This is a genomic window from Janthinobacterium sp. BJB301 (genome assembly GCF_002735685.1).
GTDB classification, from domain to species: Bacteria; Pseudomonadota; Gammaproteobacteria; order Burkholderiales; family Burkholderiaceae_D; genus Janthinobacterium; species Janthinobacterium lividum.
The window spans coordinates 991413-1004669 of record NZ_PDZJ01000001.1 but is presented as its reverse complement, the minus strand read 5'-3'; the positions used below and the strand labels follow the sequence as shown (position 1 = coordinate 1004669).

Genomic DNA, 13257 nt, shown 5'->3' with positions numbered 1-13257 from the left:
CCATCAGTTCAGATCGATCATGGCGGCTTGCAGCTTGAGCGCCTTTGCGCCCTGCAACTGCATGCTCTCGGCCGACAAATCGGCCTTGACGCTGCCATCCGTGGTCTGCAGCACCACGTGGGGCGCGCTGATGGTCAGCGTGCCCTTGGCGCTGATCGCCAGGTCGCCTTCGCTGCTGATGCTGATCTTGTTGTTGGCGGTATCGAGCTCGATCCGGTTGTTCTTTTCGTCGATGATGGTGATCTTGCCCTGCGCACTATCGTCGAGCACGATGGTCTTGCCCAACTGCGTCCTGAGCATGCGCACTTCCTGCTGCCGGGCCGCCTCGACGGGCGGCTTTTGCACGCCGTTCCACAGGAAGCCCAGCACATACGGCTGGTTCGGGTCGCCGTCGGCGAAAGCCAGCAAGGCCGAATCGTCTTTCCTGGGCAGGAAAAAGGCGCCATAGCCGGGGCCGGCGAAAAAGCTCATCACCTGCAGCCAGTCCGACTCGATGGTGGCGCCACTCAGCGTCAAAAACACGCGGATGCGTCCCAGGCCCTTGGGGTCTTCGGTGTTGCTGACCTTGCCGAGCGTGACCCCGGATGCGTTGCCGTTCATATACCCGTCCTGCGCACGTTGATGTCCGTCTTGTAGCCGCTGCTGTCGTCATAGTCGTGCGTGCTCGAGGTGACGTAATAGGTGCCGTCAAAACGCTCGCTCAGCCCGGTGATCTTGATATTCACGCCAGCCACCAGGTCGCTGTCGCCCACCAGGCTGGCCTGGCCTTCGATAAAGCTTTGCAGCTGGCTCTGGAACTGCGCGTCGGCCACCGCCTGCAGCGCGGCCGGGTCGCTGATGCCGGGACATTGCAGCGTCATTTCCGAACTGGGAAAGTCTTCCGCCGCCTCGTAGCCCGTTTCGCTGCCGCCCATCTTGTCCTGGCTGGTGCCGGACTGCGCCACGGCCGTGATGACGGCATTCGTTTCGACGTCGTAGCCGATGGCCGTCACCTTCTGGCCCATGGTCGGCACTTTCAGGTTCAGGTTCACCGCACTCAGGTCGCGCGGATAACTGAGCGTCTTGATGGCGCCGTTGCCCTCGGCCGAGGGACGGAACACGAGCGTCGTGTCGGACATGAGCAGTTCATAGTCGAGCTGCTTGCAGCGCTCCATCAGGAAGGCGTAGTTGGAGACATTGTTCTGGATGACGTACTGGTTGATGGTGTCCGGCTGGCCCTCCAGGGTGACAGGCAAACGTGCCGCGCGCGCCACGTCGCTGACGATCTCGTTATCGTTGAGCAAGCTGTAGGTCTTGGTGCGGGTACCGAACTTGAGCCGGTACATGCGGTCGAAACCGCGTATCGTGGCGGCCGAAGATGCCGTGCTGAAACTCGGTTCGATGGCCGTGATATCGCCGCTGATCAGTTGATGCAACTGGTTCAGGCCCAGAAAAATCGTGATCTGGTCGCCCGGCTTGAAGACGTCCAGGTCGACGTCCTGCCAGGCGCCATCCGCCTTCACCATGTCGAGCGTGAAGCTGAACATGGCCGGTACATTGATTTCATCGTGCACGCGCACGTTGTGGATGGCGGCCACGATCGAGGATGGCAAGGGGCTGCGGTTCTTCAGGATCTTGAATGCCCCGGTCTGGACGCTAAGCATACACGGCTCCCGCGGTGCCGGCATGCACGTCGGGAATGACCAGATTGCGGCCGATATCCTTGAGCTGCGGGAAATTCAAGGCATCCTCGATGCTGTTCTGGGCGGCGATCAGGCGCCACTGGTTCGGGTCGCCCAGGGTCGCTTGCGCGATCAGGTACAGGCGATCGCCCTGCTTGACCTGCCACAGCTGGCGGCAATTGAAATAGCCGCGCGACTGCAAGTCCTCCTCTTCCGTCAGCACCGACTTGAACGTCACGTTCAGCTCGGCGCGCACGGGAATGCCGGAACTGAGGAACATCGTGAATTTCTGGTCGAGCTTGACGATAATGCCCGTAAACAGCGGGCCGGCCCAGGTAAACACCAGCACCGGCGGCTCCTTGCGCACATTCGTGCCCACGCTGGGCACGGTGAGCGCGACGATCTTGTTGGTCTTGCTGCGCACGTCGACCTGGTGCTCGTAGGTATCGAAAAACAGCGACACGGTCAGGTCGTCATTATTGACCCGCTGAAACTGGATGTTCGAGCCCTCGCCCTGCACCATCACGGTCTTGTTCAGCGACAGTTCGGTCGGGTTGTACATCACGGGAATTTCCTCGCGCGTCGCATGCACGACGATCTTGGCCATTTCCAGCATCAGGCGCCTCCCCGGCGATAGCGTTCGGTGGCGCTGCGGCGCGCCATGGCGCTGGCCATGCGGTCGGTCAGCGAGGCCAGCACTGGCGCGGAAAACAGCGTCTCGGCCAGCACCTTGCGCAACTGCTCCTGCGACTGCCCGCCATGGACGATTTCATGCACCACCCTGGTCTGCACCGCACGTTCCACGCCGAGCATGCGCGTATCGACAATGTGCTCGACGTGGCTTTGCAGCTCGGCCGTGGCAGCCGGCACCGCCTGGCGCATGTCGCGCCGCACGGGCTGGCGGGCCTGGTAGCGTCCGAGGACGATGGCAGCGCGCGCGGCCGGCGCTGGCAATGGTGCCGGCACGGCCTGCACCGGGGGGTGCCAGGCGACTGCCTGCAGGGTTGGCACGGCCGGGCGCGTTGCGCGCGGAAACGCTGCCAGATGCGATACCGGACGCAGGAACGGCGTGCCGGGCCCGGCAACGCCATTGCGGGCCGGCGCACGTCTGGTCATGCCGCCAGCGGCCGGTTGCGAAGCCGCCCTGTGTGCCGCCGGCTGCGCGCGCCGGATGGCTGTCCGGACCAGCGTCGGCGAAGACACCGCCGCTACGGCGCGCAGGCTGGCGCAACGCGCGACGGCACGCGCCAACACTGCGGCGTCCCGCTGCCCCGCTGCCGGCTGCGCGATGAAACGTCGCACGGCCAGCGCCAGGGCTGGCTGCTCCGCACCGCGCGCCAGCCAGGCGATGGTCGCGGCCCTGGCCTGCTGCGCCTGCGCCACGCCGCGCTCCAGGCGCGGCAGCACCAGGCGCACGAGGGTTTGCTGCCGCGCGTGCGCCTGCATCAGCTTGGCCCGCAATTCCAGCAGGCGTACCTCGATGCGTTCGGCCATGTCCGCCTTGCGCGCCATGCCCTGCATGCGCACTACCAGCCCCATGGCCGAGCGGAATTGCTGCCAATAGTGCAACACCGACGTCGTGTGCCGGCCTGCCCCTCCGCCATGTGCCATGCGCAGCTGCAGCGGCGCGCCGGAATGGGCGAAACGCCACAGGGGCGCGCCGCGCGCCGCATGGAAGCGCTGTGCCAGGCCGGCGCAGCCAAGGCGCATGGCGCGCATCAGAGTATCCCCGCCGCTGCCGAATACACGCTGCTCGCGAGGCTCTTGCGGATGCCTTCGTGCGCCAGCGTAAACGACTGGCATGCCACCAGGCTGCCGCCCGCATCCAGGCTTGGCCCCTGCCACTGCACCGGCCAGGCATTGTAGAAATCCCACCAGACGCTGGGCAAGCCGCGGTCATCCAACAGGTAGATGGAGCCGTTTCGGCGCCGGATGGCGCCGCTCAGCGTCGACTGGTACCACAGCCACATCGGGTCGAGCGCCGTGATGCCGGCCTTGAGCACCAAGTCGGAACAGGTCACCTGGCCGGGCAGTTTGTACTCGATGTCGTTGACGCCGCCCTGGCGCACGGTGCGCACCTCGGTCTTCGATTCGAGCCCTTCGACGGACATGAAGCCGCCCACCAGGATGCCTTCGACTTCGACGAAAAAATTGTAGGCCTTGAACGGGTCGATACGCAGGCCCAGCTGGCGCTGCGCGGCACCCATGACTGCATTGACACCGACCACCATCTCATGCTCCCAGGTTGTGCATCGACTTGTGCCGCTCGTCGGCATTCATCGTCTGGTTGATCTTGCTGATTTCGCCGCACCAGCGGCGCCGCTCGGCGTGTTCCATCGCCATCAGGTCCTCATGGGACCAGTGAAAGTGATAGGCTAGGAAGGCTATCTCTGCGTAAAGCTGGTCGGAAACTGGAGCAAGCCCGGCTTTCCCAGGGCGCCCTGCGCCTCCCCCGGCAAGCCGGCGTCGTCAGTGTCGACCTGGTTGATCTTGTTGTACAGCTGCTGCAGGTGGAAGAAGTCGGCCGCGAACAGCTCCTCGACCACCTTGGTGCTGACCATTTCAAGGCTGCCCAGACGCACGATCACGCGCGACAGCACGATGATGATCAGGTAGGCCGGGTTACTCTGGACCCGGTGGTCCTTGAGCGGCAGGATCTCGTCGCCGGCGGTGGCCAAGCGCATCACGCCATTGCGGTGCAGGTTGCCGTCGCCGTCGCGGTAACCCAAGGGCAGGATAAATTCGATTTCGGTACAGATCACGCTCATTGCCGCTTCCCCTTGTACGCGTTACGACACGCGCGTCATGTATTGCATCGTCAATTCGAACGTCTCGATCATCACGTCGCTGCTGGCCGCGTTGAGGCCCGAGCTTTCGTACTTGCTGGCCCAGGCGCTGATCACGTTCCAGCGCGCCTTGTCGGCGCCGCCTGCATCCATGAGTATCAGTGAAACGTTCTTTTGCGCCCCCTTCGCGCCCGAACCCTGGGTCGACACCAGCTGGTACCAGTTGTACAGGTCCATCGAGTCGGTCAGGCCCTTCTTCAGGCTCAGCTTGCCGTAGCTGGTGAGCCCCGACAGCGAACGCTTGTAGACCGGGTCGGTGCCTTCGCGGTACTCGACCGCCTCGATCGTACTGTCAGGTACGCTCGCCTCGGAAAACGCGGCGATCTGGATGCCGGCAATCTCGACCCGGAAGCGGAATCCCCGGTAGGGATCGGTTAATTGTGTGGCCATGCGCGTTCTCCGCAATCAATCGGTGTGGATGGGGTCAGCTGCCGGAATCGGGCGCGCTGGTTTTTTGGGTCAGGCGCAGGATGACGAACTCGGCCGGATACACTGCCGCCAGGCCGATGTCGATGTACAGCTGCCCCAGCATGCGCGTCTCGAGCGGATTGTTCGATGCGTCGCAGGTGACGAAAAACGCTTCGGCGGCCGTCGCGCCGAACAGGCCGCCCTGCTGCCACAGCGTGGTCAGGAAAGCGCTGACGTCGCGCGAGATGGATGACCAGAGCTGCTGGTCGTTGGGTTCGAACACCACCCACATCAGGCTCTGGCGCAGGCTTTGCTCGACATAGATGAACAGGCGCCGCACACTCACATAGGTCCATTCCGTGTTGAGCGCGAGCGTGCGCGCGCCCCAGATCACGTTGCCGTAGTTGATGAAATTGCGCACCGCGTTGATGCCTTCGGGGTTCAGCAAGTCCTGGTCGGCATCGGTCAGGGACTGGTCGAGCAGCACCGCGCTCATCAAGGCGCCGTCATTGACCCCGGCAGGCGACTTGAACACCCCCACATTGATATCGGTATACGCGTAGCGGCCGAGCACCGGACCGGATGGCGGGATCGGCACGTTGGCCCCGGCGATCGGATTGTAGATGTAGACCCATGGGTAATACAGCGCGCCGAAGTCGGAGTTGAGCGCGTTCGGATTGCCTTTCGGCGCCTGGCCCTGGCCGGACTTGAATGACAGGATGTCCTGCACGCTCTGGCCGAATGGCGGATCGATCACATAGAACAGGTTGCGTTTGTCGATGCAGAACATCAGGCCGGCATTGATCAGGGTGCCCTGCAGCGCCAGCGACTGCTTGCCGCTGTTGTCGGTGGCCGTGACGGTATCGGGCACCGACAGCAGGCTGAGGCCCTGCACCTTGTCGAGCAGCTTGGTGGCATCGGTCAGATCGTAATTCGGATTCCCGCCGTTGCTCAGCGCCGTCGGCCCGCCATTCGGTGGCCGCACTGGCGGCGTGGGCGAAGCGGTGCTGTTGACCGCCACGCGGATGAACATGGAATTGGCGTTGATCTGGGACGCCAGCGCGCTCGGCTTGTTGGCTTCGTTGATCATGCTGTTGGCCGTGAAGCCGTTGAACTGCTCCAGTACGTAATAGGAGGCCGTGCCGAAGGTTTGCGGGCTGAGGCTGTTTTGCAGGATGTATTGCTGCAGCAGCAAGTTCGGCATGGTCGCCACCACCGGCGCGGCGGGCGTACCGATCAATGTCGCCGCCACCAGCACGGTGACATTGAAGACGGGCGTGGTGGGCGCCGGCGTGATGCTCGGGTCGGTCGCGCTGGCATTGCTGATCATGATGCTGATGGCGTTGCCCCAGGGTCCCGGTGTGACGGCCGTGACGGCCAGCGGCTGTTTGGCGCTGGCACACTTGGCGCTCGCCTTGTCGCTGGCGCGCACCACATAGCAGGCGGCGCCCCCTTCGTTGAAGAATTCGTAGACCGACCACGACACCATCGCATACCAGGCCAGCTGGCCGAACGTGCGCTGGTAGGCGGCCCAGCTGGTGAGCAGGATGGGCTGCATGTACGGCCCCGTTTCGGTCACGCCGACGAAGGCCGGGGTCGATGTGGAAGCGCCCTGGATGCTGCGGGTGCCTGGTACTTCCTGAATATAAATACCGGGATGGTTATAAGTGGCCAAAATAAGTCTCTCGTGTGAATTACGGCATCTCGATGTCAAGGAACAGCATGGAACCTGGTTGCAAGCTGACCTGCCTGCTCACCTTCGCGTGGCCGGCCTTGCTAAAGCCGAGCGCGACCGTGGTCGGCTCGTCCAGTTTACCCCGCAGCGCCAGCGCGTAGCGGCCCGCATAGCGGCCATAGCCGGACGATTCGCCCGCCACTGCCTGCGCCTTGGCGCGCGCGCCCTGGTAGCCGGCACTGATGGCGACCTGGGCCAGCGGTTGCGCGGCGGCGTCGACGATCTTGCCGCGGATCAGCGTGGTCCCCTCGGGATACGGATAGAGGGGACTGGGCGCCAGCACGCAGGCGACGATGGCGTCGGCCAGCGGCTCCTTGAGCGGCACCTCGAACGTCAGCTGCTGGTCAAAGTAGCGGTGGTCGGCACTGAGTACGTCGAGCCGGTAGCTGCCGTCGTCGAGGCCGGCAAAGGCGTAAAAGGCCTGCGCCTTGTCCTGCGGCACAATCGGTTTGTCGTTCAGCAGGAAATGCGCGCGCGCGCCCACTGCCGGCGCCATGCTGAAACCGTCGATCAGCTGGATCACGGCGCTCAGCTTCATGCCACTCCCGCCCCGGCGATGGCGCGCCGCGTCGTCTCCAGCGTGCTGTCGGCAACCATCTCGGCGCTCGGCTGCAGGGCCGAGGCGATGCGCACCGGCGACAGCGTGTACAGCTTGGTAAGCTTGTAGGGTTTGTTCGGAAAGCCGCTCCAGATATTGTGCAAGGTCAGGATCGGGCTGGCGTCGGGCACGATGGCGATCGAGTCGTTGCCGCTGGCCTTGAGCTGGGGGTGCAGCCAGGCGCCCGCGAGCGCCGGCACGTCGTGGAACAGGCGCACCAGCTTGTCCACCAGCACCAGTTCGAGTTCGGCCGAGCGCGCATACGGCACCATCATGTAGAGCAGGTCCGACACCAGCGGCGGCGGCGTCACGGCCAGCGAGTTCGGCCCGCCCCTGCCCTGGCCGCGGGTGAGCGTGGGCGGCAGGTTGCGCAGGTAGGGATTGATCTCGATGTTGTAGAGGTAGAGCGAGAGCATGGTCGCGCCCTGGCTGTCGATCTCGGCAGGCGAGTCGAACACGACCGCCGATTCATTCGCCAGTTCCGGGATGTGCGCGCGGATCAGCGAGCGCAGCGACTCGCTCACGCAGCGCAGCACCTGTCCGGAATCGATGGTCGTCGGTCCCATGGCTAGAGCGTAAACACGGTGAAGGTCTGGCTGACCAGTTGCGGCTGGCGGTTGCCGATGTGGGCAAACAGGCTCACGTTGGGGTCGCAGGTGGCCTTGAGGTAGATGTACGGCAGATCGTGCGGCTGCCAGCTCAGGTAAGCCTGCATGAAGAAGTCCAGCGTGGCGCCGGCGTCGGCGCTCTGGCTCGTCTCGAATTCCAGCACGCGGGTGCCGTACGCAAAGAACTTGAGCGGCACGCTGGGCTGGGCGCCGGCCAGGCGGATGCCGCCCGACTCTTCTCCTCCCGGTCCCAGGCACCAGGTGGCCAGTCCCAGACCTTTCTTGGTCGACAGTTCGAGGGCGATGCGGTCGCCCGGATAGGCATTCTGCACCGACACGATCACGCTGCGCGAATTGGCATCGGGATCGCGCAGGACTGCGCTGATGCGCCCGTTGCGCCACTCCATCGCGCGCTGCGAACCGAAAAACGCCATCACGCTCGCTTCGTTGTTGAGCGTGCAATAGCCTTGCAGATAATCGACGCCGGGGGCCACGCGCAGGAACAGGGTCATGGTGAAGGCATTGAGCGCGGCGCCGCCGCTGGCCGTGCGGATGGCCAGCAAGCCGCCGGAAAATTCAACCGAGCGGATGCATGACTGGCGCTGGCCGCCGTTCTGATCGGCCACCACCGTGAAACCCATGCTGTCGCCCGAGCGCGCGCCCAGCGACCATTCGGTGCCGGCCGTGGTGAACGTGAAATTGATGTTCGAGTCGGCCGCGATATTCTTGAATATCAACACGACCGGCAAGGGGTCGCTTTTCCTGCGCTGGCCGTGTGCGGTGTCAAGCTGGAGCGTTGGAGTATTCATCAGGCAAGATCGATCGCAAAGGAACTCAGACCTATGACCGTGCTGCGGTCGCCGCGCGATTGCAGGCAGACACTGGCGCCGGGTGGCAGGTCGACCCGGCCCTGCAGCTGCGGCTGGCTGGTCTGCACGTATAGTTCGATGCTGACCTCGTCGCAGTCCTGGTAGGTTTCGAGGATGATTTCGCGCGCATTGATGAGCAAGCTGCTCAGATACATGGCGGGCGCGTTGCTGGACATGCACAGTCCCACCATGCGGCTGTCCTCGCCGCCTTCGCTCCAGATCGCCTTCTGGTCGGGGCGGATGGTCAGGAAGGCCTTGCTGTTGGCACGTAACTGGAAAAAACGGATGCTCAGCTGGCGAAACGTCGTCACCTCGTGGTAGCACTGCTCGTTGAGCGCGTGCAGCGGGTTGCTCAGCAGGTGCGATTGCAGGTGCTGCAATTCATGCGGATTCAAGGTCAGGGCATCGATCTGGATGCGCGCCATGACCAGCTTTGCCTCGGCCTGCGCGAGCGCCTGGCCGGCCGGCTTGCTGACGGACGCGGAGCGCTTGCGCGGCGCGGCGCCAGGCGCACGTTCCGCCGGCGCCGGAACCACCGTCGTCGTCAGGTCGGCGCCGCCCGTTGTCCGCTTGCTCATCGCGCGTTTATTCCGGGAAGGTGATGGTGTTCTTGCCCACTTTCAAGGGCACCTGGCCGCTGCCGCCGAGAAATTTGTAATAGCCCAGCACGGTCACATCGACATAGGTGAAGTTGACGGTCATGCTGGCGCCGGCCGGGACCACGCCGACCACCACTTCCAGCGCTTGCAGGTCGCCCGATGGATTGGCGCCTGCCTGCAGGTTGATGCCATTTTCCTTCACGTTCAGGTAGACCAGCGGAGGCGTGGCAGGCGCGCCGCCCCAGGGCTGGATCTGCACCGGTGTTCCGGTTAGCGAAATCCTGTTGGCATCGGTGATCGACAGGACGGCGTTCAGCGGGACCGTATTGTCGGACCTGACTTCAAAGATGAATGCGATCGAATATTCTTGCACGGTAATTCCTCGAAGAGCCAAAAAAGATGAATGCCCTGCCGCGGGCGGGCATTCACACGGGTGCCGATGCGCCAGCTTCAGCAAGGCTTAATTCGGCCACTCCAGGATGACAAAGTTCTGGCTCAGCGTGATCGGCTTCTTGCCATCGAAATTGAAGGTCAGCACGGGACCGCTATCGCTGGTCGACTTGATCTTCAGCAGCGACAGGCTGCCATTGGCCGTCAGGCAAGGCGAAATGTTGAAGGTTACCGAATCCGAACCGCCGGCGCTGATCTGCAGGTCGATCAGGACGCCATTGACGCTCAGGCTGCTCAACGGCAGGGCCACGCCGCCCGAGGCGTTAATGGTGATACCCGAATTGCTGTCTTCCGATGGATCGCCGGTGCTCCAGCACAGGGTGTCCGATTTCGTTTCGATGTCCAGTGTGACCGAGATGCGCTGGCCAGGCTGGGCGTTTTGCACACTGATTTCCGCCGTGGCGTACTTGTACTCAGATGTCATGATGCATTCCTCTAAGAGTGAAAATTCGTTGAACTGCACGCGTCCGTTTTTTCAAGTCGACTGACAATGCATTGGTCAGCAACGACATTAAGCCACGCTGGCGCGGCACGAGTCACCTGACAAATGTGCCAGTTTGCGCTGACATGGCTTTGGTGTATCCGCGACACGCCGCGCGAGCCGGGCCGGCGATGGGCCAGATAATCACGCATTCTCACCGGCGAGCGGGACAAAAAAGAGGGTTTTCTCCGCATTACTTGCATCATCAGAAACCTTATACGGCCTCTGCTTGTGACAATGTAACGATTGCTAGAAAACTATTATTTTTACTAGGTGTTGCTAATGCTCAAATCCTGCAACATACAAATCTGCCCTTCGTTTAACCTTCGTATTGTGATGCTGCGCCCGCCCCTGCCACCGCGCCTGATGACAGGCAGCGATTGCGACGACACCGTGATCGCCGGGACGCGTCTTGCATGTTGGCGTTACGAACCACCATCATCAACCCGAGGAGTATTCCATGCTGCTGCTGGATGACCTGTTTAGCCTGGTGCGATGCCAAACCGAAGCGGACTGGACCCGTCTCCTGTTCAGCATCGGCGCACAATGCGGCTACGAGCATGTGTATTACGGCGTCGCGCCGGAAAAGACGGTGGCTTTTCACTGGCCGGCACCGGAGGCGTCCTTTGTCGTGAGCAACTATCCGCCGTCCTGGCGCGCGCTGTATGTATCGGAACGCCTGCATGAAAGCGATCCCAGCATCTCCCACTGCCTGGCCAATACCATGCCGCTATTATGGCGCCCGGAAAGTTTCACCAGTCCCGCACAGCGCGCCTTCTATGAACAGGCGTGCCAGCACGGCATGCGCTCCGGTTTTTGCTTCCCGGTGCACGGCGCAAGTGGTGAAACGGGCATGTTGAGTTTTATCCGCAACGCGCCGCCGATGGATGCGGAACGCGACAGCTTCGCCACGATTGCGCAGCTGGCCCTGATCCGTGACTACGTGATCGAATCGTCCGCCCGCTTCATCAAGCACGACGCGCCACCCGTGCCTGGCGCCAATCCGCTGACCACGCGCGAAATGGAATGCCTGCAGTGGATCATGGCGGGTAAGTCCTCGTGGGAAATTTCGCGCATCCTGCTGCGCTCCGAAGGCACCATCAATTTCCATGTCTCCAATGCGAAGAAGAAATTCAATGTACAGACGCGCCAACAAGCCGTCCTCAAGGCCATCAAGGCCGGCTTCCTGATCCCCTCCTAAGCCGGGCCAGATTTGCCATGCAATCCGAGCCGCCTGGCGGCATGGGCTACCGGCTGTCCGGGTATAACAGCCCAGCGCCATAAAAAAAGGCCCTGTAAAAACAGGGCCCTGCTTACTGAATCACCATGATGAGCATGACGATGAAAATGCTCCCCTAGGGAAACTCACTCCCACTCGATGGTCGCCGGTGGCTTGCCCGAGATATCGTAGACGACGCGGTTGATGCCGCGCACTTCATTGATGATGCGGTTGGAGACCTTGCCCAGCAAGCTGTGCGGCAGGTGCGCCCAGTGGGCCGTCATGAAGTCCTGCGTTTGCACGGCGCGCAAGGCCACCACGTATTCGTAGGTACGGCCATCGCCCATCACGCCCACCGATTTGACAGGCAGGAAGACGGCGAAAGCCTGGCTCGTCGCTTCATACCAGTTCGCTGGCAGCGCGTCCGGGTCGACGGCCTGGCCGGCGACGAATTCGTACGGCGTGTTGCGCAGTTCTTCGATGAAGATGGCGTCGGCGCGGCGCAGCAGGTCGGCGTAGTCTTTCTTGACTTCGCCGAGGATGCGCACGCCCAGGCCCGGGCCCGGGAACGGGTGGCGGTAGACCATGTCATGCGGCAAGCCCAGGGCGACGCCCAGTTTGCGCACTTCGTCCTTGAACAGTTCACGCAAAGGCTCAAGCAACTTGAGCTTCATGGTGTCCGGCAAGCCGCCCACGTTGTGGTGGCTCTTGATGGTCTGGCCTTTTTTACCTTTACCGGCCGATTCGATGACGTCCGGGTAGATCGTGCCTTGCGCCAGCCATTTGGCGTTGACCAGCTTGCCCGACTCGACCTGGAAGACTTCGACGAATTCGCGGCCGATGATCTTGCGCTTTTGCTCGGGATCGGTAACGCCGGCCAGGTGGCCCATGAACTGGTCTTCCGCATCGACGCGGATGACTTTCACGCCCAGGTTCTTGGCGAACATGTCCATCACCATCTTGCCTTCGTCCAGGCGCAGCAGGCCGTGGTCGACGAAGACGCAGGTCAGCTGGTCGCCGATGGCGCGGTGGATCAAGGCAGCAGCCACGGACGAATCGACGCCGCCGGACAGGCCCAGGATGACGTCATCGCTACCGACTTGCGCGCGGATTTTTTCCACCGCTTCGCTGATGTAGTCGGGCATGTTCCAGTCCGACTTGCAGCCGCAGATTTCATGTACGAAACGGCCAATCATGGCCTTGCCCTGCACCGTGTGCGTCACTTCCGGGTGGAATTGCACGCCGTAGAACTGGCGCTCTTCGTCGGCCATGGCCGCGATCGGGCAGCTCGGGGTGTTGCCCATCAGCTTGAAGCCTGGCGGCATTTCCAGCACCTTGTCGCCATGGCTCATCCACACTTTCAGCATGCCGTGGCCTTCGTCGGTGACGAAGTCGGCAATACCGTTGAGCAACTTGGTATGGCTGCGGGCGCGCACTTCGGCGTAGCCGAATTCGCGCACCAGGCCGTTTTCCACCTTGCCGCCCAGCTGGGCCGCCATGGTTTGCATGCCGTAGCAGATGCCCAGCACGGGCACGCCCAGCTCGAACACGGCTTGCGGCGCGCGCGGCGAGTCGCCGTCCAGCGTGGAATTGTGGCTGCCCGACAGGATCACGCCGGCGGCGCCATAGTTGCGCACGAATTCATCGCTGACGTCATACGGGAAGACTTCGGAAAACACGCCGGAATCGCGCACGCGGCGGGCGATCAACTGGGTGACTTGGGAACCGAAATCGAGAATGAGGATTTTAGAGTGCATGGTCGGAGCTTTATTCAGGGTCAATT

The 13257-nt window shown here is 62.7% G+C and carries 17 protein-coding genes; 1 reads left to right on the top strand and 16 read right to left on the bottom strand.

The features are described from left to right. Positions 1 to 3 precede the first annotated feature (3 nt). The 15 genes from CSQ91_RS04560 to CSQ91_RS04495 form a co-directional block, all read right to left on the bottom strand. Entirely contained in the window at positions 4 to 600 is a 597-nt protein-coding gene (locus tag CSQ91_RS04560) for a phage baseplate assembly protein V (RefSeq protein ID WP_099387483.1), read from the bottom strand. Then, positions 597 to 1643 (bottom strand): phage late control D family protein, encoded by a 1047-nt coding sequence (locus CSQ91_RS04555; protein ID WP_099387482.1) that lies wholly within the window; start codon positions 1641 to 1643, stop codon positions 597 to 599. The genes CSQ91_RS04560 and CSQ91_RS04555 overlap by 4 nt, the downstream gene beginning before the upstream one ends. Next, on the bottom strand, positions 1636 to 2277 hold the full coding sequence (locus tag CSQ91_RS04550) for a CIS tube protein (protein ID WP_099387481.1): 642 nt from the start codon (positions 2275 to 2277) through the stop codon (positions 1636 to 1638). The genes CSQ91_RS04555 and CSQ91_RS04550 overlap by 8 nt, the downstream gene beginning before the upstream one ends. Then, the gene (locus tag CSQ91_RS04545; protein ID WP_099387480.1) at positions 2277 to 3380 is read right to left on the bottom strand and encodes a hypothetical protein; all 1104 of its coding nucleotides are present in this window, start codon (positions 3378 to 3380) and stop codon (positions 2277 to 2279) included. The genes CSQ91_RS04550 and CSQ91_RS04545 overlap by 1 nt, the downstream gene beginning before the upstream one ends. Beyond that, positions 3380 to 3892, bottom strand: a complete 513-nt coding sequence (locus tag CSQ91_RS04540; RefSeq protein WP_034777736.1) for a phage tail protein — start codon at positions 3890 to 3892, stop codon at positions 3380 to 3382. The genes CSQ91_RS04545 and CSQ91_RS04540 overlap by 1 nt, the downstream gene beginning before the upstream one ends. Before the next feature lies 1 nt (position 3893). Continuing rightward, positions 3894 to 4007 carry a DUF6760 family protein gene (locus CSQ91_RS29340; RefSeq protein WP_306508707.1) on the bottom strand — a complete coding sequence of 38 codons (114 nt, stop codon included), beginning with the start codon at positions 4005 to 4007 and terminating at the stop codon, positions 3894 to 3896. Positions 4008 to 4045: 38 nt separating this feature from the next. After that, positions 4046 to 4429, bottom strand: a complete 384-nt coding sequence (locus CSQ91_RS04535; protein ID WP_052139831.1) for a hypothetical protein — start codon at positions 4427 to 4429, stop codon at positions 4046 to 4048. Positions 4430 to 4450: 21 nt separating this feature from the next. Then, positions 4451 to 4897, bottom strand: a complete 447-nt coding sequence (locus CSQ91_RS04530; RefSeq protein ID WP_034777734.1) for a phage tail protein — start codon at positions 4895 to 4897, stop codon at positions 4451 to 4453. 34 nt (positions 4898 to 4931) lie between these two features. Beyond that, positions 4932 to 6590: a phage tail sheath C-terminal domain-containing protein gene (locus CSQ91_RS04525; protein ID WP_257217217.1), complete on the bottom strand. Its 1659-nt coding sequence runs from the start codon at positions 6588 to 6590 to the stop codon at positions 4932 to 4934. Positions 6591 to 6609: 19 nt separating this feature from the next. Next, positions 6610 to 7188 (bottom strand): carboxypeptidase regulatory-like domain-containing protein, encoded by a 579-nt coding sequence (locus CSQ91_RS04520; RefSeq protein ID WP_099387479.1) that lies wholly within the window; start codon positions 7186 to 7188, stop codon positions 6610 to 6612. Further along, the gene (locus tag CSQ91_RS04515; RefSeq protein ID WP_099387478.1) at positions 7185 to 7814 is read right to left on the bottom strand and encodes a DUF4255 domain-containing protein; all 630 of its coding nucleotides are present in this window, start codon (positions 7812 to 7814) and stop codon (positions 7185 to 7187) included. Before CSQ91_RS04515 ends, CSQ91_RS04520 begins: the two co-directional genes overlap by 4 nt. Positions 7815 to 7816: 2 nt before the next feature. Then, positions 7817 to 8665, bottom strand: a complete 849-nt coding sequence (locus tag CSQ91_RS04510) for a hypothetical protein (RefSeq protein ID WP_143450938.1) — start codon at positions 8663 to 8665, stop codon at positions 7817 to 7819. Next, complete coding sequence (locus CSQ91_RS04505) at positions 8665 to 9303, bottom strand: hypothetical protein (protein WP_099387476.1); 639 nt, start codon at positions 9301 to 9303, stop codon at positions 8665 to 8667. Before CSQ91_RS04505 ends, CSQ91_RS04510 begins: the two co-directional genes overlap by 1 nt. Before the next feature lie 7 nt (positions 9304 to 9310). Continuing rightward, complete coding sequence (locus tag CSQ91_RS04500; protein WP_099387475.1) at positions 9311 to 9697, bottom strand: hypothetical protein; 387 nt, start codon at positions 9695 to 9697, stop codon at positions 9311 to 9313. An 87-nt stretch (positions 9698 to 9784) separates the two neighbouring features. Further along, positions 9785 to 10198: a hypothetical protein gene (locus CSQ91_RS04495; protein ID WP_034777728.1), complete on the bottom strand. Its 414-nt coding sequence runs from the start codon at positions 10196 to 10198 to the stop codon at positions 9785 to 9787. A gap of 517 nt (positions 10199 to 10715) precedes the next feature. Here CSQ91_RS04495 and CSQ91_RS04490 point away from each other — a divergent pair. Continuing rightward, positions 10716 to 11456: a helix-turn-helix transcriptional regulator gene (locus CSQ91_RS04490; RefSeq protein ID WP_071653309.1), complete on the top strand. Its 741-nt coding sequence runs from the start codon at positions 10716 to 10718 to the stop codon at positions 11454 to 11456. Positions 11457 to 11620: 164 nt separating this feature from the next. Here CSQ91_RS04490 and guaA read toward each other — a convergent pair whose 3' ends face one another. Next, a complete protein-coding gene (guaA, locus tag CSQ91_RS04485) occupies positions 11621 to 13231 on the bottom strand; it encodes a glutamine-hydrolyzing GMP synthase (protein WP_034777714.1) in 1611 nt (536 codons plus the stop codon). Between the last annotated feature and the right edge of the window lie 26 nt (positions 13232 to 13257).

Bases quoted from the DNA above. Each gene is read 5' to 3' on its own strand.
- CSQ91_RS04560 (WP_099387483.1), bottom strand. From the start codon at position 600: ATGAACGGCAACGCATCCGGGGTCACGCTCGGCAAGGTCAGCAACACC.
- CSQ91_RS04515 (WP_099387478.1), bottom strand. From the start codon at position 7,814: ATGGGACCGACGACCATCGATTCCGGACAGGTGCTGCGCTGCGTGAGC.
- guaA (WP_034777714.1), bottom strand. From the start codon at position 13,231: ATGCACTCTAAAATCCTCATTCTCGATTTCGGTTCCCAAGTCACCCAG.
- CSQ91_RS04505 (WP_099387476.1), bottom strand. From the start codon at position 9,303: ATGAGCAAGCGGACAACGGGCGGCGCCGACCTGACGACGACGGTGGTT.
- CSQ91_RS04490 (WP_071653309.1), top strand. From the start codon at position 10,716: ATGCTGCTGCTGGATGACCTGTTTAGCCTGGTGCGATGCCAAACCGAA.
- CSQ91_RS04530 (WP_034777734.1), bottom strand. From the start codon at position 4,897: ATGGCCACACAATTAACCGATCCCTACCGGGGATTCCGCTTCCGGGTC.
- CSQ91_RS04555 (WP_099387482.1), bottom strand. From the start codon at position 1,643: ATGCTTAGCGTCCAGACCGGGGCATTCAAGATCCTGAAGAACCGCAGC.
- CSQ91_RS04510 (WP_143450938.1), bottom strand. From the start codon at position 8,665: ATGAATACTCCAACGCTCCAGCTTGACACCGCACACGGCCAGCGCAGG.
- CSQ91_RS04520 (WP_099387479.1), bottom strand. From the start codon at position 7,188: ATGAAGCTGAGCGCCGTGATCCAGCTGATCGACGGTTTCAGCATGGCG.
- CSQ91_RS04535 (WP_052139831.1), bottom strand. From the start codon at position 4,429: ATGAGCGTGATCTGTACCGAAATCGAATTTATCCTGCCCTTGGGTTAC.
- CSQ91_RS04545 (WP_099387480.1), bottom strand. From the start codon at position 3,380: ATGCGCGCCATGCGCCTTGGCTGCGCCGGCCTGGCACAGCGCTTCCAT.
- CSQ91_RS04540 (WP_034777736.1), bottom strand. From the start codon at position 3,892: ATGGTGGTCGGTGTCAATGCAGTCATGGGTGCCGCGCAGCGCCAGCTG.
- CSQ91_RS04550 (WP_099387481.1), bottom strand. From the start codon at position 2,277: ATGCTGGAAATGGCCAAGATCGTCGTGCATGCGACGCGCGAGGAAATT.
- CSQ91_RS04495 (WP_034777728.1), bottom strand. From the start codon at position 10,198: ATGACATCTGAGTACAAGTACGCCACGGCGGAAATCAGTGTGCAAAAC.